Annotated in this window: 15 protein-coding genes, 1 tRNA gene and 1 pseudogene; 4 read left to right on the forward strand and 13 right to left on the reverse strand. The window is 66.6% G+C overall.

Features of this window, described 5'->3' with window-relative positions:
- The first annotated feature begins 16 nt into the window (after window positions 1–16).
- Window positions 17–1,867 carry an ABC transporter ATP-binding protein gene (locus tag AC1DNE_RS26405; RefSeq protein WP_441473415.1) on the forward strand — a complete coding sequence of 617 codons (1,851 nt, stop codon included), beginning with the start codon at window positions 17–19 and terminating at the stop codon, window positions 1,865–1,867.
- A 262-nt stretch (window positions 1,868–2,129) separates the two neighbouring features.
- Here AC1DNE_RS26405 and AC1DNE_RS26410 read toward each other — a convergent pair whose 3' ends face one another.
- Window positions 2,130–3,014, reverse strand: a complete 885-nt coding sequence (locus AC1DNE_RS26410; RefSeq protein ID WP_441473416.1) for a LysR family transcriptional regulator — start codon at window positions 3,012–3,014, stop codon at window positions 2,130–2,132.
- Window positions 3,015–3,123: 109 nt separating this feature from the next.
- Between AC1DNE_RS26410 and AC1DNE_RS26415 the strand changes: the two genes are divergently transcribed.
- The 3 genes from AC1DNE_RS26415 (at window position 3,124) to AC1DNE_RS26425 (ending at window position 5,781) form a co-directional block, all read left to right on the forward strand.
- A complete protein-coding gene (locus AC1DNE_RS26415) occupies window positions 3,124–3,582 on the forward strand; it encodes an aminotransferase class I/II-fold pyridoxal phosphate-dependent enzyme (RefSeq protein ID WP_441473417.1) in 459 nt (152 codons plus the stop codon).
- Entirely contained in the window at window positions 3,579–4,508 is a 930-nt protein-coding gene (locus AC1DNE_RS26420; RefSeq protein WP_476767080.1) for an AEC family transporter, read from the forward strand. Before AC1DNE_RS26415 ends, AC1DNE_RS26420 begins: the two co-directional genes overlap by 4 nt.
- A 244-nt stretch (window positions 4,509–4,752) precedes the next feature.
- A complete protein-coding gene (locus tag AC1DNE_RS26425) occupies window positions 4,753–5,781 on the forward strand; it encodes a LysR family transcriptional regulator (RefSeq protein WP_441473419.1) in 1,029 nt (342 codons plus the stop codon).
- Here the strand turns inward: AC1DNE_RS26425 and AC1DNE_RS26430 are convergent.
- From AC1DNE_RS26430 to AC1DNE_RS26485, 12 genes and pseudogenes are all read right to left on the reverse strand, one after another.
- A complete protein-coding gene (locus tag AC1DNE_RS26430) occupies window positions 5,700–7,052 on the reverse strand; it encodes an MmgE/PrpD family protein (RefSeq protein WP_441473420.1) in 1,353 nt (450 codons plus the stop codon). The two genes, AC1DNE_RS26425 and AC1DNE_RS26430, sit on opposite strands and share 82 nt — an antisense overlap.
- A gap of 37 nt (window positions 7,053–7,089) precedes the next feature.
- Window positions 7,090–8,115, reverse strand: coding sequence for a serine hydrolase domain-containing protein (locus tag AC1DNE_RS26435; protein WP_441473421.1), 1,026 nt, complete (start codon window positions 8,113–8,115; stop codon window positions 7,090–7,092).
- Window positions 8,116–8,145: 30 nt separating this feature from the next.
- The gene (locus tag AC1DNE_RS26440) at window positions 8,146–8,940 is read right to left on the reverse strand and encodes an ABC transporter ATP-binding protein (RefSeq protein WP_441473422.1); all 795 of its coding nucleotides are present in this window, start codon (window positions 8,938–8,940) and stop codon (window positions 8,146–8,148) included.
- The gene (locus tag AC1DNE_RS26445) at window positions 8,937–9,122 is read right to left on the reverse strand and encodes an ABC transporter ATP-binding protein (protein WP_441473452.1); all 186 of its coding nucleotides are present in this window, start codon (window positions 9,120–9,122) and stop codon (window positions 8,937–8,939) included. Before AC1DNE_RS26445 ends, AC1DNE_RS26440 begins: the two co-directional genes overlap by 4 nt.
- A 144-nt stretch (window positions 9,123–9,266) precedes the next feature.
- Window positions 9,267–9,725 (reverse strand): annotated as a pseudogene (locus AC1DNE_RS26450) (ATP-binding cassette domain-containing protein); the annotation flags it as partial.
- A 70-nt stretch (window positions 9,726–9,795) separates the two neighbouring features.
- Entirely contained in the window at window positions 9,796–10,722 is a 927-nt protein-coding gene (locus AC1DNE_RS26455; protein WP_441473423.1) for an ABC transporter permease, read from the reverse strand.
- Window positions 10,723–10,731: 9 nt separating this feature from the next.
- The gene (locus AC1DNE_RS26460) at window positions 10,732–11,802 is read right to left on the reverse strand and encodes an ABC transporter permease (RefSeq protein WP_441473424.1); all 1,071 of its coding nucleotides are present in this window, start codon (window positions 11,800–11,802) and stop codon (window positions 10,732–10,734) included.
- A 10-nt stretch (window positions 11,803–11,812) separates the two neighbouring features.
- Window positions 11,813–13,450 (reverse strand): ABC transporter substrate-binding protein, encoded by a 1,638-nt coding sequence (locus AC1DNE_RS26465; protein WP_441473425.1) that lies wholly within the window; start codon window positions 13,448–13,450, stop codon window positions 11,813–11,815.
- Between the two features lie 81 nt (window positions 13,451–13,531).
- A complete protein-coding gene (locus AC1DNE_RS26470) occupies window positions 13,532–14,959 on the reverse strand; it encodes a M20 family metallopeptidase (protein ID WP_441473426.1) in 1,428 nt (475 codons plus the stop codon).
- A 14-nt stretch (window positions 14,960–14,973) separates the two neighbouring features.
- A complete protein-coding gene (locus AC1DNE_RS26475; RefSeq protein ID WP_476767082.1) occupies window positions 14,974–16,788 on the reverse strand; it encodes a S9 family peptidase in 1,815 nt (604 codons plus the stop codon).
- 10 nt (window positions 16,789–16,798) lie between these two features.
- Entirely contained in the window at window positions 16,799–17,776 is a 978-nt protein-coding gene (pip, locus tag AC1DNE_RS26480; protein ID WP_476767083.1) for a prolyl aminopeptidase, read from the reverse strand.
- A gap of 530 nt (window positions 17,777–18,306) precedes the next feature.
- Window positions 18,307–18,380: transfer RNA gene (locus AC1DNE_RS26485), tRNA-Gln, on the reverse strand.
- Between the last annotated feature and the right edge of the window lie 469 nt (window positions 18,381–18,849).

The following is an 18,849-nucleotide window of genomic DNA, read 5'->3' on the forward strand; positions in this document are numbered from 1 at the left end:
CAGAGAAGGACCCGAAATGACCTCCCCTATCCTGTCGGTTTCGAACCTCTCGACCTCCTTCCGCGTGGAAGGCCAGTGGAAATCGGTCGTCCGCAACATCTCCTTCGACATCAAGCCAAAGGAGACGCTGGCGGTCGTCGGTGAATCCGGCTCCGGCAAGAGCGTGACCGCGCTCTCGATCATGCGCCTCACCCCACCGCAATCGAGCAAGATCGAAGGTTCGATCAAGCTCAACGGCAAGGAGCTGCTGACGCTGCCGGATTCCGACATGCGCCACATCCGCGGCAACGAGATCGCCATGATCTTCCAGGAGCCGATGACCTCGCTGAACCCGGTGCTGACCATCGGCTTCCAGATCGCCGAGGCGCTGATCCTGCATCGCGGCCTGTCGCGCTCGGAAGCCGAGGCCGAGACGGTGCGCCTGCTCGAGAAGGTCCGCATCCCCGCCGCGAAGTCGCGCTTCCACGAATATCCGCACCGCTTCTCGGGCGGCATGCGCCAGCGCGTGATGATCGCGATGGCGCTGGCCTGCAAGCCCAAGCTCCTGATCGCCGACGAGCCGACCACCGCGCTCGACGTCACCATCCAGGCGCAGATCCTGGAGCTCATCAAGCAGCTGCAGGACGAAGAGGGCATGTCCGTCCTCTTCATCACCCACGACATGGGCGTGGTGGCCGAGATCGCCGACCGCACTGTCGTCATGTACAACGGCGACGAGATCGAGACCGGCAACACCGACGACATCTTCCGCAATCCGCAGAAGCCCTACACCAAGGCGCTGCTCTCGGCCGTGCCGAAGCTGGGCTCGATGGAAGGCCGCCGGCGGCCGATGCGCTTCCCGGTCGTCGACCGCGCGACCGGCCTCTCGGACGTGCCGACCGAGGTGCCCGATACCGTCCAGGCGGCCGAGCGCCCCGTGTTGGAGGTTGCCGGCCTCACCACCCGCTTCGAAATCCGCGGCGGCCTGCTCTCCTCGGTGAAGGGGCGCGTGCACGCCGTCGAGAACGTCTCGTTCAGCCTGAAGGCCGGCGAGACGCTGGCGCTGGTCGGCGAATCCGGCTGCGGCAAGTCGACCACCGGCCGCTCGGTGATGCGCCTGATCGAGCCGCTCGCCGGCTCGGTGCTGCTCGACGGCGTCGACGTCCTCAAGCTCAACCAGCATGACCTGCGCGAGCAGCGCAAGCGCATGCAGATGATCTTCCAGGACCCGTTCGCCTCGCTCAATCCGCGCATGAATGTCGGCACGGCCGTCGCCGAGCCGCTGCTGATCAACAACCTCGCCACCCGTTCGGAGGCGCGCGACAAGGTCGCCGACCTGCTCAAGCGCGTCGGCCTGCTGCCGGAGATGGCCAACCGTTTCCCGCACGAGTTCTCGGGCGGCCAGCGCCAGCGCATCTGCATCGCCCGCGCTCTGGCGGTCGAGCCGCGGCTGATCGTGGCGGACGAGGCGGTTTCGGCGCTCGACGTCTCGGTGAAGGCGCAGGTGGTGAACCTGATGCTCGACCTGCAGGCGCGCATGGGGCTGGGCTATCTCTTCATCTCGCACGACATGGCGGTGGTGGAGCGCGTCAGCCACCGCGTCGCGGTGATGTATCTCGGCGAGATCGTCGAGATCGGCCCGCGCGAGGCGATCTTCCAGAACCCGCAGCATCCCTACACCAAGCGGCTGCTGGCGGCGGTGCCGATCGCCGATCCGGCCCGGCGCCTGCAGAAGCGCCCGGTCTCGAACGACGAGATCAAGAGCCCGGTGCGGGCGCCCGACTATATCGTGCCGGTGCGCCAGTACCGCGAGGTCTCGCCCGGCCATGCCGTGATGATCTGGGGCGAGGAATGGGAAAAGAAGGAGCCGGCCGCCGTCGCGGCCTGAGGCCTTCGCATCTCGAAAATAATCAGCCCGCGGCGCGAGCCGCGGGCTTTTTGTTGGGCCGCGGAGCGTCCTGTTCAGGTGGAAAGTGGAAGTCCGCCACGTGAGCTACGCGCGGCCCGATCGCGCCAATAACGGAATTTGGCGCCTCGCCCGAAGACGGAGGTTCCGGGCTGACAGGCCGAGAGGTGCTTCTCGGCATGGGCGGGTCATTCAAGGGGGCTGCTCTCGGGAGATATCTCACCCGTGGCAGCGGGCATTGGCCTCACGGCCTTTGCGCCGTATCAGCCATTTCCGCCACCGTACAGGCGAGCGCTGCCGCCAACCTGCCGCCCTTTTGGCCCTGCCGCTCCAACAGCACGATCTGCCGTTTGAGTTGCGGCTCGCCGAACGGCAGGCAGAACATGGGCAAGCCGTTCCGCACTTCGTTTGAAAGGGGAATGATGGCGACTCCGAGCCCGCTCTGGACCATTCTCAGGATCACCTCCTGACTATCGAGGACCATCTCCTCGCGAACATTGATCCGCTGCCGCCTCAGCTCTCGCTCTATCACGCGGCCGGCCCACGCCCGGCTGTCGAAGCGAATGAAAGGCAGGTTGGATAGCAATTCCCGCTGGTTTTGGCCTTCCGACCCCGCCGGGGCGACAAGCCAGAACCGATCCTCATAGAGCGGCGTCCAGTTCAGATCCGCCGGGTGGGGCTTCACCGGCTCGGTCGTGATGGCGGCGTCCAGCTCGCCGGCCGAGACCTTCAGCGCAAGTTCCGCCGACATTCCCGCCTCGACATGGACCCGGACGCGTGGATGGGACCGTTTCAGTGCCATGAGCGCCTGCGGGAGAACGCCCGACAGCGCCGTCTGGATGGCCCCAAGCTTTAGTCGCCCGGCAAGCGACTGCTCGACACTCAGAGCCTCCGCGATCTGGTCGTAGAGCGCGAGCACCTCTTCGGACTTTGCGAGCACGATCCTGCCGGCCTCCGTCAGTACGGGCAGTCGGCGCGAGCGGTCAAACAACTGGGCGCCGAACTCCTCCTCCAGCGACTTCACCTGCAAGCTCACGGCAGACGACGTCAGGCCAACCGCTTCCCCGGCGCGGGCAAAAGACCCGAGCCTGGAAATGGCCTGCAAGGTGCGAAGAGCGCGCAGCGACACAGACACTCGACCCAAAAGTTATTCTCAACGATCCGTCAAGAATTAAGCATTTTTTCTCGCCCCTCAAAAGGGGTAGTTGCTTCGGCAAAGACCGACCGACGAGGCCGACATGACCGCCGCTGCTCCCAGCCAGGACGCCGTCGAAGGCTCGCCCATCCTCGCAATGGCGCGTCGGGCAGCCGCGCTTCGCGCGGCCGGTCGCGATATCGTGGGTCTAACCCTCGCGGAGCCGGACTTCGCGCCCCCGTCTCACGTCGCAGACGCCGCGATAGACGCGGCTCGCCGGCCGCTTGGCTATACGCCGTCCAATGAAATGCCGGAACTCCGCATGGCCGCTCGCAATGCCGTCGCACGGGACCGAGGCCTTGAGTACGAGGACACCGAGATCGCTGTCGGCTGCGGCGCCAAGCAGGTCATTTTCAACGCGTTTCTGGCGACCCTTGAAGCCGGGGACGAGGTGATTATCCCCGCGCCGTATTGGGCCGGCTATCCCGACATGGTGCGGATCTCCGCAACGCTGGTCGAGGGCGGCCATCGCATCGTCGCGGCGTTGGGAGCCGAGGCATGACGCGCGATGTCCTGTTGGCGCTGCTGCCCGTCATTGTGCTGATCGGGCTGGGCATGGGGCTGCGCCTGCGGCGTTTCCTGGATGACGGCTTCTGGCCTCTGGCAGAACGGCTCGGCTATTACATCCTGCTGCCGTGCCTGTTCTTCCACGGGCTCGCCACGGCGCATCTCGAGGCGCTGCCGGTTCACGAGCTGGCCCTGACGCTCATCCTGGCCACGATCGTCGTGTCGGCGCTGGTTGTGGCGGTGCGGCCTCTGCTGCGTCTGGATGGCCCAGCGTTCACCTCGGTGTTTCAGGGGAGCGTGCGCTTCAACAACTATGTCGGCGTCACCCTGGCATCCGGACTGTTCGGCGCCAAGGGCATCGCCATGGCGGCAATCTGCAATGCCGCGATCGTGCCGACGGTCAACGTCCTGTGCGTGCTGGTTTTTGCCCGGCACGGCTCGGCCAAGCTGAGCGGCCGGGGCATCCTCAAGCAGCTGGTGACGAACCCGCTGGTGATCGCCTCTCTGGCCGGCATCGTATTTCAGCTCGCCGGCCTGGGCATTCCGCCCGGTATAGAGCCGGCGATGCGCTCCCTGGGTGCCGCTTCTCTGCCGCTAGGCCTTCTCTGCGTCGGCGCCGCGTTGGACTTCAGGACAGCTCGCAAGTGGGTCGGCCCGGTCGCGTCGTCGTCGGCGATGAAATTCCTGGCGATGCCGGTTGCAACCATCCTGTTCGCGATGCTGACCGGCCTTACAGGTCCGGCACTGACGACAGCCCTGCTGTTCCAGGCCCTGCCTACGGCATCGTCGGCCTACATCATGGCCCGTCAGCTGGGCGGCGATGCTCCGCTGATGGCTGGCATCACGGCGACACAGACGGTGCTCGCCGTGGTGGCCATCCCGCTTGTGCTACTTGTTACTGCGCCTTGGGTGACCTTGTGAGCGGATCGTCGCGAGCGAGGGTGGCCGTTTAACAGGCGCGGCCACGATCGGGATCCCAGAGCAGGGTTTGACACTGCCGCCAATTGGCTCCCCCGCCCTTAGAGGAGCTCGACCGCGAGCAGATGGCTCAACGCCCGACGGCAAGGCAAGCCCGTGCCAATGCTTCGATTCCCTTCGCCCGGTCGGCTTCTGGCGTGGCCGAAGCAGCCATGCCATCCTGCCCGCGCCGGCGGAGGAAATGGCGATGGAGTTGAAGCTGCTGGAAGACTTCCTGAGCCTGTCGACGACGCTCAGCTTCTCGCGCTCCGCCCGTGAACGAAACGTCACGCAATCGGCCCTGAGCCGCCGCGTCAAACAGCTCGAGGGATGGCTCAGCCTGCCGCTGTTCGACCGCAGCAGCTATCCCATCCGTCTCACCGAAGCCGGCCGGACCTTTCTTCCGCGTGCCCAGGAAATCCTGAAGCAGGTGCAGGGCGCGCGGCAGGAGGTGCGCCAGCTCCATGAGGACGCGTCGGAGACCCTGGTCTTCGCCACGCTGAACACCCTGTCCTTGACCTATTTTCCTGGCCTCGTCCGCCGCATCGAGGAAAAGCTCGGGCCGGTGAAAACGCGGTTCTGTGATCAGCGCTCTTCCTTCGACGGCAATGTCGCGCTCCTCAACCATGGCGAATGCGATTTCCTGCTGACCTATGCCCATCCGGCGGTGTCGCCTGAATTGGACGCCAAGCGCTTCGTCTATCGCCGCCTCGGCACCGAGCGGGCGATCCCGGTCTCGATCCCCGACGAACGCGGCGAGCCGCTGCACGCCTTCCGCTGTGGCGACGCTCCCGTCCGCCTGCTGAGCTACGGCACCTGCTCCTTCTTCGCGCGACGGCTGGCCCTGCTCTTCGCGGAGCGGCCGACGCCGCTGGTCACAGTCTACGAGAACCCGATGTCGGTCGGCCTCAAGGCCATGGTCATGGCCGGGCGCGGCGTCGCCTGGGTGCCCGAGAGCCTGGTCGTCGACGAGTTGCGCAACGGCCAGCTTGTGACGGCCGCCGACCCGTCCTGGTACATCACCGCCGAAATCCGGCTTTACCGGGCCAGGCAGCAGGGTCGGCTCTCCGTCGAACAGTTCTGGGCTGCCACCATCGACGACAACCAGCCCTCGCGGCCGGACGATCCGGCCGGCCCCGTCACCGGCCGGCGCGGTTATACGCGTCCGGCCTCGACGGACTCCGACAACAGGAAACCGAGGTCTGCTGCCGCATCGATGTCGGCGAGCCGGGCGTAGAGTGCAGCGGCGCCCTGCATGTCGGCGCAGCAATCCCCGAACTTCGCTTCCCGGTCGGCATCGTCGAACGGGTCCGCGATCGAGCCCTTCGCCTCCAGCCGCTCGGCCTTGAGCACGCGCCCGTCCTTGAGGCTGATGGTGACGCGATGCGGCTGGCGCCCGGCCGCCTCGTCGCTCTTGTCGTAGGATCGCATCGTCGTCAGCGGCAGCAGGCGCCGGAGTTCCGCACGCCCGACGGCAGCCGGCGTGAAATCGGCCAGCGACAGCCGGTCCTGCGACAGCGCGAGCGCCACGCAGTAATGCATCGAGAAGCGCCCCTGCATCTCGTCCTGCGGGTCGGGATAGGCGAGGTTACGGGCATTGGCGATGCCGACCAGCGTATCGACCCCCGCGACGTCATCGGCAGCGAAACCATGCTCCGCCTTGAGGTCGAGGATCGCATCGACCGCGAGATGCGTCGAGCCGCAGCAGGGATGACGTTTCGGCGTCAGCCCATCGCTCTCGATGACATGGGGTGACGCCAGCGCCATGCGTTCCCAGCCGGCAGCGCTGTCGTCGCCGAACAGTTCGGCAATGCCCATCGGACATTCCAGGATGTCGAGCCGCCCGGTCATCCCCGCAGCAGCGAGTGCAGCCGCATCGACGGCGTTGCGGGCCGCGAGGCCGGCGTGCAGCGGCTTGGCCGGCGTGCCGAACTGGCCCTTCGGCCCGGCCGCCATGCTCGCCGCAACGCTCATCGCCCGCGCAATGCCAGCCGCGTCGAGCCCCATCAGGCAGGCCGTGCCTGCCGCCGTGCCGATGGCGCCGACCGTCGAGGTCGCGTGCCAGCCGATGGTGTAGTGCGCCGGGTTGATGCCGCGCCCGACGGCGGCCTGCGCCTCCAGCCCGACGAGATAGGCGTCGACGAAGGCCCGTCCGCCCGCCCCGCGCCCTTGCGCCACGGCGAGCAGCGCCGGCACCAGCACCGCCGAGGCATGGGTGATGCCCGGCCGGAAATTGTCGTCATAGTCGAGCGCATGCGCGGCCGTGCCGTTGACCAGCGCGGCGATCGCCTCGCTCGCCCGGCCACCACCGGCGACCGCAGCCGCGCCCTGCGGGCCGATGCCGGACGCGAAAGCCTGCCGCACGGCCTGCGTCGCCTGATCGCCGATACCGGCCAGCATGCAGGCCACCGTATCGGTGATGGCGTGATGCGCCCTCAGCCGCGCGAGCGGCGAGAAGACCGACCCGGAGCGGCTCCATGCGGCAATACGTTCTATGGCGCTGGGCATGATTACTCCCGGTCGGTCTGGCGGAGGCTAAGGCTGCTCAATCCTGCCGGCGTGCTTCGAGGATCAGGCGCAGCAGGCGGCCGAAGGCGAAGCGGTTCACCTCCGTGCCCTTGATGTCGGTGTTGACCCGGTGGACGATCACGAGGTCGAGCGAGGGGATGACGAGACAGTTCTGCCCGCCGACGCCCTGCGCGCTGTAGCTGCCGGCCGGCAGCACGACGCCGGGGAAGCCGGCGCCGGAGCGCTCGGTCCACCACATATAGCCGTAACCGCCGCGCGGCCCGGCATCGGAAAGCGGCAGGACGCTGGTCGCAACCCAGTTGGCTGGGATGACCTGCTCGCCCTGCCAGCGCCCCTGCCGCAGGAACGTCAGGCCGAAGCGTGCCAGATCCCGCGTCGACATCCGGAACGGATAGGCGGGATGAACCGAGCAATCGTCCTGTTCGAGCCAGCCGTCGCGCCGTTCGCCGTCAAAACGGAAATCCTCCATGCCCAGCGGGCGGGCGATCCGCGTCAGGAAGTCGTCATGGATGCCGGCGCCGGTGAGGGCAGTGAAGATCGTCCCGAGCGCATTGAAGTCCCAGTTATTGTATAGCCAGAAGGTGCCCGGCGGCTGCGAATGGCGCTGCGGCTTGATCGACTTCATCCAGGGGGATTCATAGCCGGCCGGGTGGAAGATGCCCGAACGGGCCGTCAGCAGGTCATAGATCGTCGCCGCCTTCTCGCGCTCGCTCAGGCCTTCCCTGTCGTCGATGCCGAGCTGGGCGAGTGTCCGGGAGAGATCGATCGTGCCGGCTTCCTCATGGATGCCGATCAGCGCGCTGAGGAAGCTCTTGCGGACGGAGTGGCATTGGTAGCGATGAGCGAGGTCGCCGCGGCTCGCCACCACGCGTCCGCCCTGCACGATCATCACCGTCGCCGTGGCGATGGTGTCGGCGAAGCGCCAGGCCAGGTCGAGCCCGGCGCTGGACCAGCCCGCCGCTTCCGGCTCCGTGGTTTCCCAGGCCTGCACCGGCCAGAATTCTCCGGCCGGGCTTTCGCCCGCGATGACTGCCTTATCCACTTGCTGGTCCTCCGCCGTTCCCACCATCGCTCACGTAGCCGGGCGATAGCCTGTGCTCGCGTCGAGAAATTCCCGCGTGTAGGGCTCGCGTGCGCGGCCGGCGCGGACATCCTGCGAACTCATTTCCTCGAGGATGCGCCCTTCGCTCATCATCGCGACGCGCTCGCACAGATGCGTCACCACCGCGAGATCGTGGCTCACCATGAGATAGGTCAGGTCGCGGTCGCGGCGGAGCTGCTTCAGCAGGTTGAGGATCTCGGCCTGCACGGAGACGTCCAGCGCCGAGGTCGGCTCGTCCAGCAGCAGAAGCTCGGGCTCGATGATCAGCGCACGCGCGATCGCGACGCGCTGGCGTTGCCCACCCGAGAGCTCGTGCGGAAAGCGGTAGCGGAAGGAAGGGCCGAGGCCGACGGCGGTGAGGATCTCGTCGATGCGCTCCTGCGGCCGGTCGAAGCCATGGATCTTCAGCGGCTCGGCCAGCACGTTCTGCACCATCTTGCGCGGGTGCAGCGAGGCATAGGGGTCCTGGAACACCATCTGCACGCGGCGGAAAAAAGCCTTGTCGCGCTTATGCGGCACCTCGCGGTCATGGAAGGCGATCGTGCCTCCATATTCGCTGTTGAGCCCGGCGAGTGCGCGCAGCACCGTCGACTTGCCGCAGCCGGATTCGCCGATCAACCCGAAGGCCTCACCATGGCGCAAGGTGAAGGAAACACCGTCGACCGCGGTGAGCGCCGAGGCGCCCCGGCCGAAGACGATGGAGAGATTGCTGACGGCGAGGGCAGCCGGGCGGTTGTTCGCGATGCTCGGATCCGCCGCGTTCATGTCCGGCTCCCGCTCTGCAGCGTCGGCCCGTCCAACCAGGCCGGATCGCGGCTCGGCACCTGCAGCATGTCGGCTTGCCGATCGAGGCGCGGCAGGCTGTCGAGCAGCGCGCGCGTATACGGGTGCCGCGCATTGCGCAGCTCGCGCGCCGGAATGTCCTCCATGATCCGGCCCGCATACATCACCAGCACGCGGTCGCAGAAATCCGCCACGAGGTTGAGGTCGTGGCTGATGAAGATCAGCCCCGCGCCACGCCGCGTCACCAGCTCGTCGAGAATGCTCAGCACCTGCCGCCGGATGGTGACGTCGAGCGCCGAGGTCGGCTCGTCGGCGATGATCAGGTCCGGCTCCGGAATCAGCATCATCGCGATCATGATGCGCTGCCCCATGCCGCCCGAGACCTCGTGCGGGAAGAGCCTGAAGACGCGCGCGGGATCGCGGATCTTCACGGCCTCCAGCATCGCGAGCGCCCGCGCTTCCGCCTCCCGCCCGCCGACCTTGTGGTGCAACCGATAGGCCTCGGTGATCTGCTGGCCGACGCGCATCAGCGGGTTGAGCGAGAATTTGGGATCCTGCAGGATCATCGAGATGCGGTTGCCGCGGATGCTGCGCATCTGCCGCTCGCTGGCGGCCAGCAGGTCGATCCCGTCGAAGGACAGCTTCGTGGCGGAGATCGACGCCGCCTTCGGCGTCAGCTTCAGAATCGTGCGTCCGGTCAGCGACTTGCCCGAGCCGGATTCGCCGACGATGCCGACCTTCTCGCGGCCGACGCTGAAGGAGATGCCGCGTACAGCCTGCACCGTGCGGTGCGCGCCCTTGAACGAGACGAAGAGGTCCTCGACCTCGAGCAGCGGCTTATCCATGGCGGGGATCCAGGATGTCGCGCAGGCCGTCGCCGAACAGGTTGAAGGCCAGGCTGGTGACGAGGATGGCGAGGCCGGGGATGCCGGCGATCCAGCCATTGGTCAGGATGAACTCGCGGCCCGATGCCAGCATCGCGCCCCATTCCGGGCTTGGCGGCTGCGCGCCGAGGCCGAGGAAGCCGAGACCGGCCGCCGTCAGGATGATCGCGGCCATGTTGAGGGTGATGCGCACCACGACGGAGGGAATGCACATCGGCACGACATGGCCGAGAATGATCCGGAGCGGTGACGCCCCCTGCAGCCGGACCGCCGCGATATAGTCGGATTTGCGGATCGACAGCGTCTCGGCGCGGGCGAGCCGCGCGATCGGCGGCCAGGCAGCGAGGGCGATCGCGATGATCGCGTGGTCGATGCCGGGACCGAGCGCCGCGACGAAGGCGAGCGCCAGCACCAGGCTCGGGAAAGCCAGGAAGATGTCGACGATGCGCATCAGCACGATATCGACCCAGCCGCCGAGATAGCCGGAGGTGGTGCCGATGATCAGCCCGAGCGGCGCGGCGATCACTGCCGTCAGCAGGGCGATGTAGAGCGTGATGCGCGCTCCGAACACCAGTCGGCTGAAGATGTCGCGGCCGAGTTCGTCCGTGCCGAACCAGTGCGCGGCGGAAGGCCGTTGCAGGCGCTGCATCAGGTCCTGCGCATAGATGTCGTGCGTCGCGATCAACGGCGCGAACAGCGCCACCAGCGCGATCAGCACGATGATGGCGAGGCCGAACAGGGCGGCGGGATTAGCCCGCAGCCGCCACCATTTCAGCGAGAGTTGCTGCATCCGCGCCTGGAAGGGCGAGGCCGGGACGGGTGCGGCGAGCCAGGCCCCGAGGCCCCGCCCGGCTGAATGGTCGATGGATCGTGGTGCCATGGCCATGCCTCAGCGGGTCCGCGGGTCGAAGACCCGGTAAAGCAGGTCGCACAACAGGTTGAGCGTGACGAAGATGACGCCGACCAGGAGCGTGCAGCCGACGACGGCGTTCATGTCTCCGGCGAGCAGCGCGTTGGTCAGGTAGCGGCCGAAGCCTGGCCAGGCGAAGACCGTCTCGGTCAGCACCGCGCCTTCGAGCAGGAAGGCGTAGGAGAGCGCGACCACCGTCAGCACCTGCACGGCGATGTTGCGGAAGGCGTGACCCCACACGGTTCGCGCCCAGGACAGCCCCTTGACCCGCGCCGTCACCACATATTCCTGGCCGAGCTGCTCCATCATGAAGCTGCGGGTCATGCGGCTGATATAGGCGAGCGAGCTGAAGGCCAGAATCGAGGCCGGCAGGATGATGTGCGACACGGCATTGCCGAACATATCCCAGTTGCCGGCGAGCAGGCTGTCGATCAGCAGGAAGCCGGTGACGGGTTCGAGATCGAACTCATAGGTGAAGTCGATGCGCCCGGGGCCGCCGACCCAGCCCAGCGTCGCATAGAACAGCACCAGACCCATCAGGCCGAGCCAGAAATTCGGCGCGGAATAGCCGACCAGCCCGACGACCCGCACGATCTGGTCGATCAGGGAGCCTCGATACATCGCGGAGAGCACGCCGAGCGGAATGCCGAGGCTGGTGCCGATGACGATCGCCACGCTGGCGAGCTCGATCGTCGCCGGGAAGACGCGGGCGATATCCGCCATCACCGGCTTGCCGGTGGTCAGCGCCATGCCGAAATCGAGATGCAGGACGCCCCAGAGATAGCGGCCGAACTGGACATGGAGCGGCTGGTCGAGACCGAGCTGCTTGTACATCGCCTGATAGGCTTCCTGGGTCGCGTTGTCGCCGAGCACGGCGACGACGGGATCGAGCGGCAGCAGGCGACCGATGAAGAAGGTCAGCGCCGCGAGCCCGAGCAGGGTCACGGCGAACGATATGAGAGTCCGGCTGGACGCTCGAAGCCAGGAGGGAAACAGATTCCGCCCGGATTCGGTGCTCAAGCCGGACGCGACTGCGGCGGTCCGGGACATCGCGGCGGCCTTACTTGGCCGCGCGCTCGTAATAGGTCCGGAAGCCGTTCCAGGTCCAAGACTTCAGGTCCTTGCGCACGCCGGCGACATTGTTCATCTGGAACATGAAGGCCATCGGCCCCTTCGCCATCACCTCCTTCTGGATTTCGGCATAGAGGGCGTCGCGCTTGGCCGGGTCGGGCTCGAGCAGGGCCTCGTCAACCTTCTTGTTGAGGTCGAGATCCTGGAAGGCGGAGCGCCAGCTCGGATACTGGGTCTGCTTGGCTTCCAGCCTGTTATCGGGGTTGAAGACGAGGCGCGAGGCGTTGCCATGGGCGTCCGGCACGTTGGTCTGCCAGGCCAGCATTGCCGACTGGTACTCGCGCCCGCGCACCTTGCTGAAGAGCTGGGCATTGGCCATGCGTTCGAGAGAGAGCTTGATCCCGACCTTGGCGGCGTTCTGCTGGACGCTCTGGGCGATCGGGTTCGCATGCGGCAGCGTGCCGAAGATCATGGTCGCCTCGAAGCCGTTGGAATAGCCGGCTTCCGTCAGCAGCTGCTTGGCCTTGTCGAGATCGAGCTTGAAAGGCTGCCCCTCCTTCGCATCGAGGGCACCGACGGCGCCGAGCTGGGCGAAGCTGGCGCGGGGCACGCCGAGATGGGTCATCACGGTCTTGCCGAGGCCGTCATAGTCGATCAGGTAGCGCATCGCGAGGCGCACCTTCTCCTTGGAGAAGGGGCCGTCCGCGACGTTGAAGCCCCAGTAGAAGAGCTGGGGCCTCAGAGTCGTGACGATCGAGACGTCCTTGGAGCCTTCGAGATCCCTGAGGTCCTCCGGGGTCAGGTCGCGCGCCACGTCGACATCGCCCTGGCTGAGCAGCAGGCGCTGGGTGCCGGGTTCCGCGACATGGCGGATCAGGACGCGCTTCAGGCCGGGCGTCGTGCCCCAATAGCCCTCATTCGCCTCCAGCACGATCGACTCGCCGGCGTTCCAGCGGGTCAGCTTGTAGGGGCCGACGCAAGCGGTGCGCGTGGTCAGGTACTTGTTGCCGAGATCGCCGCCCTGCTCGTTCGCCATCAGGGTCTTCTTGTCCATCACCATGGAGACCCGGTTGGCGGCGATGGACTGCAGCACCAGCGTCGTCGGATAGGCCTTGTCGAGCTTGAAGACGAGCGTGTCGTTCGGGCCCGCAGCGATGCTTTGCTCGACGTTCTCCTTGGTGAAGCCGAACTCGGTCAGCGTCGCCGCATTGCCGAAGTTCAGCTTGACGACGCGATGCAGCGACCAGGCGACGTCCTCGGCCGTGACGGGATTGCCGGAAGGGAATTTCGCGCCCTTGCGCAGGTGGAAGGTGATCTCCTTGCGGTCGGGCGAGACGTCCCAGCGCTCGGCGAAGCCAGGCACGACCTTGCGCTCGTCGGCCGGGTCGAAATCGACCAGCGTGTCGCAGGTGTTCTGCAGGATCTCGTTGGTGACGACCTCGCCGACCTGGGCGGGGTCGAAGGTGCTGATGGCGTCGACGTTCCAGGCCATCACCAGAGCATTTTTGGGCGTGGCGGCGATAGCTGCTCCCGCCGCCGCGCAGAGGGCGCCGGCTGCCGCAGCCGACAGGAGACTGCGGCCGGCGGCGCCTCGTTTGGTGCCGCTCTTCTCGTTTCGGTTCGCCATGATCGTATCCCGCTCTTTATTTGTTGTTTGGTTGAAACGTCGCCCGGGCACAGCCTCGCCGGCGGTCCCGGGATGTAAGGCTCAGGCGGCCGCGGGCCGCGGCTGAATCGGCGGTTTCACCTCGGGCGGAATCGGGCAGACGTAAGGGGTGCGCTTGATCCGCTCCTGATGGTCCTTCTTGGCGCGGGCCAGCAGCGTCTCATCGCTGATCACGTCGATCGCGGTGCCCGCCATGATCTTGGCGGCATGGACCATGCCCTTATGCGCAGCCGGGGCCTTGCCCTGCGCCGTGATCTGCCAGGAATGGCCGGGCGTTCCGATGGCATGGGTCGCGACCCGCGCCTGGATCGTCGGCACTTTCCAACTGACGTCGGCGACATCGGTCGAACCGATCATCGGCACGCCCCTTGTGCCCTGCGGCACGACGAAGTCGCAGAGCGGCGTGTTCTCGCGTGGCGCGATGCCGGTGCGGCGGTAGTCGTTGAGAATGTCGCCCTGGCTCAGCGTCGCCTGGATCTTGGCCGCATAGGCCTTGTCTGCCGCATCGAAGGGCACGGGGCCGAGCCGGTCGATATTCCCAAACATCGCGTCTTCCAGCGGCGTGTTGCCGAGCATGTTGGAGACCGCGCTCATGATCGAGATCGAGACCTTGGTCTCGGTCATCAGTGCCGCGCCCTCGGCGATCTTCTTCACGCGCTCGTTGAGTTCCAGCATGCCGGCGAGGTCGCGGGCGCGGATGGCGTAGCGCACCTTGGCCGAGGCCTGGACCACATTCGGCGCGATGCCGCCGGCATCGAGCATGGCGTAGTGGATGCGGGCGTCGGACGGCATGTGCTCGCGCATGTAGTTGACGCCGACATTCATCAGCTCGACCGCATCGAGCGCCGAACGGCCGAGATGCGGCGCAGCAGCGGCATGCGAGGCGCGGCCGGTGAAGTGGAAATCCATCCGGGTGTTGGCGAGCGACAGCGCGTCGTCGACCTTGGTCATCGAAGCCGGATGCCAGCTGATCGCGACATCGACGTCATCGAAGGCGCCGGCGCGCACCATGAAGGCCTTGGCCGCGCCGCCTTCCTCCGCCGGACAGCCGAAATAGCGGACACGCCCCGGCCGGCTGGTCCTGGCGAGCCAGTCCTTCACCGCGGTCGCCGCGAGCAGAGCGGCCGAGCCCAGCATGTTGTGGCCGCAGCCATGGCCGTGGCCACCAGCTTCGACGGGCCTGGGCTCGGCGATATTGGCTTCCTGGCTGAGGCCCGGCAGGGCATCGTATTCTCCGAGGATGGCGATGACCGGACCGCCTTCGCCGGCTTCACCCATCACCGCGGTCGGGATGCCCGCGACGTTCTCGGTGATGCGGAAGCCCTGTTCCTTCAGCATCGCAACATGCTCGCCGACCGAGCGGTACTCGGTATAGGCGATCTCCGGCATGCCCCAGACGCGATCGCTCAGCGCCTCGAAAGGCTGCCGCTTGGCATCGACCAGCTCCCAGATGATCTCGGAATTCTGCATGGGTTGGTCCTCTTTCAGAGATGCTCGCGCAGGAAGCGGGCGACGCCGCCGAAGACGGTGCGCCGGTTCTCGATCCGCGCGAAGCCGTGGCCCTCATGCGGGATGCGCAGATACTCGACCGGACGGCCGAGGCCGCGAAGCACGGAATAGACCATCTCGCTCTCGCCGGGCGGCACGCGGGGATCGTCGAGCCCCTGCGCTACGAAGAGCGGCACCCGGATGCGGCCCAGCTTGTGGATCGGCGAGAAGCGGATCAGGTTTTCCCGGTCCGTGACAGGATCGCCGTATTCGACAGCGCGCAGATAGCGGCGCCACGGGCCGGTCGTCTCCAGCATCGTCAGGAAGTTGGCGATGCCGTAGAACTCGATGCCGACCTTCCACAGCTCGGGCTGTTCGGTCAGCGCCGCCAGCACCATGAAGCCGCCATAGGAGCGGCCGTAGACGGCGACGCGGCTGTCGTCGACATCGGGCTGCTCGCGAAGCCACAGCCGCACCGCCTTGAGGTCGGCGACGCTGTCCATGCGCAGATGCTTGTCGTCGAGATGCTGGTAGGTCCGGCCGTAGCCGGTCGAGCCGCGAACGTTCGGGGCGATCACCATGATGCCCTGGCTCAGGAAGAACTGCAGGTCGGCGCGGAAGATCGGCGTCCACTGCGCTTCCGGCCCGCCATGCACCACGACCACCGCCGGGTAACCGGACTCCGGCGCCTTGCCGCGTGGACGATAGACGAAGAACGGCACCTCCAGGCCGTCGAAGCTGGCCGCATTCGCCACGGTGGGCTCGACGAAGGCGGCGGGGTCGAGCCCGGCCTTGGAGGCATCCGTCAGCCGCTTCGCCTGTTTCGTGGCGATGTCGAAGCACCAGACATCCGGCGGCGAGGCCGAGCCGTCGAGCGGGAAGACAAGCCCGGAGCCGTCGGGCAGCCAGGCGACGGAGCCGATCGTGCCGGGCGGCAGCCCGCCGGCTTCGAACTCCGTCCCGCTGGCGAGATCGCGCACGAAGATGCGGTTCCTGCCGCGGTCGTTCGCGACATAGGCCAGGCGGCCCTGATCGGGCGCGAGTGCGGCCGCCTCGACATCCTGCCCGTCGCGCGCAACGACCCAGCTCATGGCGCCATCGGCCGTCGCGCAGAAGGCGATGCCGAGATGCTCGCGCCCCTGATCGGTCAGCGTGAAGAAGCCGCTGCCGTCCTTCTTCATCCGGCTCGCGGCATAGCGGGCCCGGCCCTCGTGCGGAAGCAGCGGCGTGCGCGCGCCGCTCTCGACATCGAGCCGGTAAAGATCCTGATCGCTCATCGAGCGGGTAGCGTCGGCGACGAGCAGCGAGCGGCCGTCGGGGAAGAAGGCCACGGCCTCACGATAGCCGTTCCCCTCGTAGACGCGCCGCGCCGCGCGCGTCGCCATGTCCATCACATAGATGTCCATATGCTCGGGATGGCGTGCATTCGAGGCGAAGGCGATGCGCTGCCCGTCGGGAGCCCAGGCGCCCCAGACATGAACCACGGACGGATCGTCTGTCAGCGGCTGCGGCACGCCGGAAGCGCCCGGCACGAGCCAGAGCTGATGCCGCTCGTCGCCGCCGCAGTCCATCGTGAACAGCAGGTCGCGCCCCTTGGGGTTGAAGGCGATCGCCCCGACCGGCTCCGGCATGTCGGTCAGGCGCCAGGGCGCCCCGCCCGCGACCGGCTTCAGCCAGATCTGATGTGTGCCGCTCTCGTCGCTCAGATAGGCCAGGAGCTCGCCGTCGGGCGCAACGGCCGGGCTCTTGGCGCTGCGGATTTCGAGATAGGGTTCGATGCCGAGGCGGATCTGGCTGGCGGCTTCGTACATGGCTGTTCCTTCAGGCCGCTCTGGCCGGCATGGAGTCGCGCAGGCGATCGGTCGCTTCGCGCAAGGCGAGCGATAGAGCCGGCGCGTTCGGTGTCGCCGCGTGGTTGGCTTCGGTCACGATGGTGAAGCGGGCTTCGGGCCAGGCCGTCTTGAGCCGCCAGGCCGTGCACATCGGCGTCACGATATCGTAGCGGCCCTGGACGATCTCGGCCGGCAGGTGCCGGATGCGCGGGACGTCGCGTAGAAGCTGGCCCGGTTCGAGGAAGGCGCCGTTCACGCAGTAATGCGTGAAGATCCGCGCCAGCGCGAGCGCAGCCTGCGGCTCGGTCAGGGCCGCGACATGATCGGCGTCGGGCAGGAAGGTTTGAGTCCGCCCCGAGAAGGTTCTGAGGCTGACTGCGGCCGCCATCTGCTGCTCGCGATCAGGGCCGGTGAGCCGGCGGTAATAGGCGCCGAGCAGGTCGCCTCGCTCCGCTTCCGGCACGAAATTGGCAAAGGTCTCCCAATGGTCCGGGAAGATCGTGCGCGAGCCATGGAACCACCAGTCGATCTCGGCGCGCTCGGCCATGAAGATGCCGTGCAGGCGGAAGCCGAGGCAGCGCTCGGGATGGGCCTGTCCATAGGCGAGGCCGAGACAGCTACCCCAGGAGCCGCCCGTGACGAGCCAGCGCTCGATGCCGAGGTGGCTGCGGATTCGCTCGAGATCGGCAACGAGCGCCTGGGTCGTATTCCCGGCGAGCGCGGCGGAAGGGCGCGAACGGCCCGCACCGCGTTGATCGAAGGTGACGATGTTGAAGGCCGCCGGATCAAAGGTTCGGCGCTGGGCGGGTTTGGTGCCCGCGCCGGGGCCGCCATGCAGGAAGACGACGGGAATTCCGTCGGGATTGCCGCTCAGTTCGACCTGAAGCTCATGGTCGTCACCGACGGGGAGGCGCAGCGAGCGGTAAGACTCGACCACTGGATAGAGAGCACTCTCGTCGTCAGGCACATCGGGCTCCGCTGCACCGGAGCGCCGCGACGCCCCCCGTATCGTCGGAGGATGGCACGGCCGAACCGCCGCTGGCCAATGCATTTGACGCGCGTTGTTATGAAGATCTGGAATAGATTTATAGGAATTGGCAGCGGCAAACACCCCTTTGCTTGAAGGTCGGTGTCGCGAACTCAAAGGCCTGGCTGCCTGATCCCGCGCCGATCATCCGGGAACGATGTTTGCGACCGAGACCGTCACGCGTCGCGCCCAGCATATTCCGGGTTGCGGCTTCGCCGAGGTTGCTGATCTGCTGTGGCCTTCCGCGAATGCGGATCATTCAGAATGCCGAATTCGATCGGTAATGAGCCCCGAAGGCAGCGGTACCTCATCATATTTCTGCTGTTGCAGATGCCGCGACTGTCGGCCTCCCGGCATTGGTTGAATGTTCTCTTCTGGCGCTGGCTGGACCGCGGTTCAATCGTGAGCCCGAAGGGCGAGGATGGCTGGGGAGCGGAAACAGCGAGCGCTGTCTGACGATTTTTTCCAGGTGGTTCCCGCTTATGGATTCGAACCACAATTTTCAGAGCCAAAATCTGACGTCCTACCGTTAGACGAAGCGGGATCGTCTAACCTTGCTGTCGCTGATAAATCTGCGCGGCCGAATGCACCGGCGTCTCCGTTTTGATTGGCTACGGATTGCAGCATTGCTCGCGCTCGCTCGTCAACTGCCGCTCCGGGTGGGGAGCCGGCCGAGAGGACTTGCTCGAAAGCTGACGCTGCCGCTCGGGGTCAATCGGCCAAGAAGGGCGGCGCGCTCACCCGGAAAGCCGGGCTGCCGCACCTCACTGATCATAATTGCGCGGTCCCTTGAACGCTCTGTGGGAGGCATTCACGATCCCGGCGAACGGGTGAGAGGCGCCTTCTTCAACTAACGAAAGGCATTCCCAAACATGTCCGTCTGACGTGCGGGCGCGCCAACGCCTGGCAGCATGTAGGCTGGCCCATCCGCTCTTTTGCTGGGAACGGTATCTTGCGTGACACAACCGACTGGCCCGAGAAGGATGAACACCACGGTGAGGCATCGTTTCAGC

The organism is Allobosea sp. 05L423, assembly GCF_056397745.1.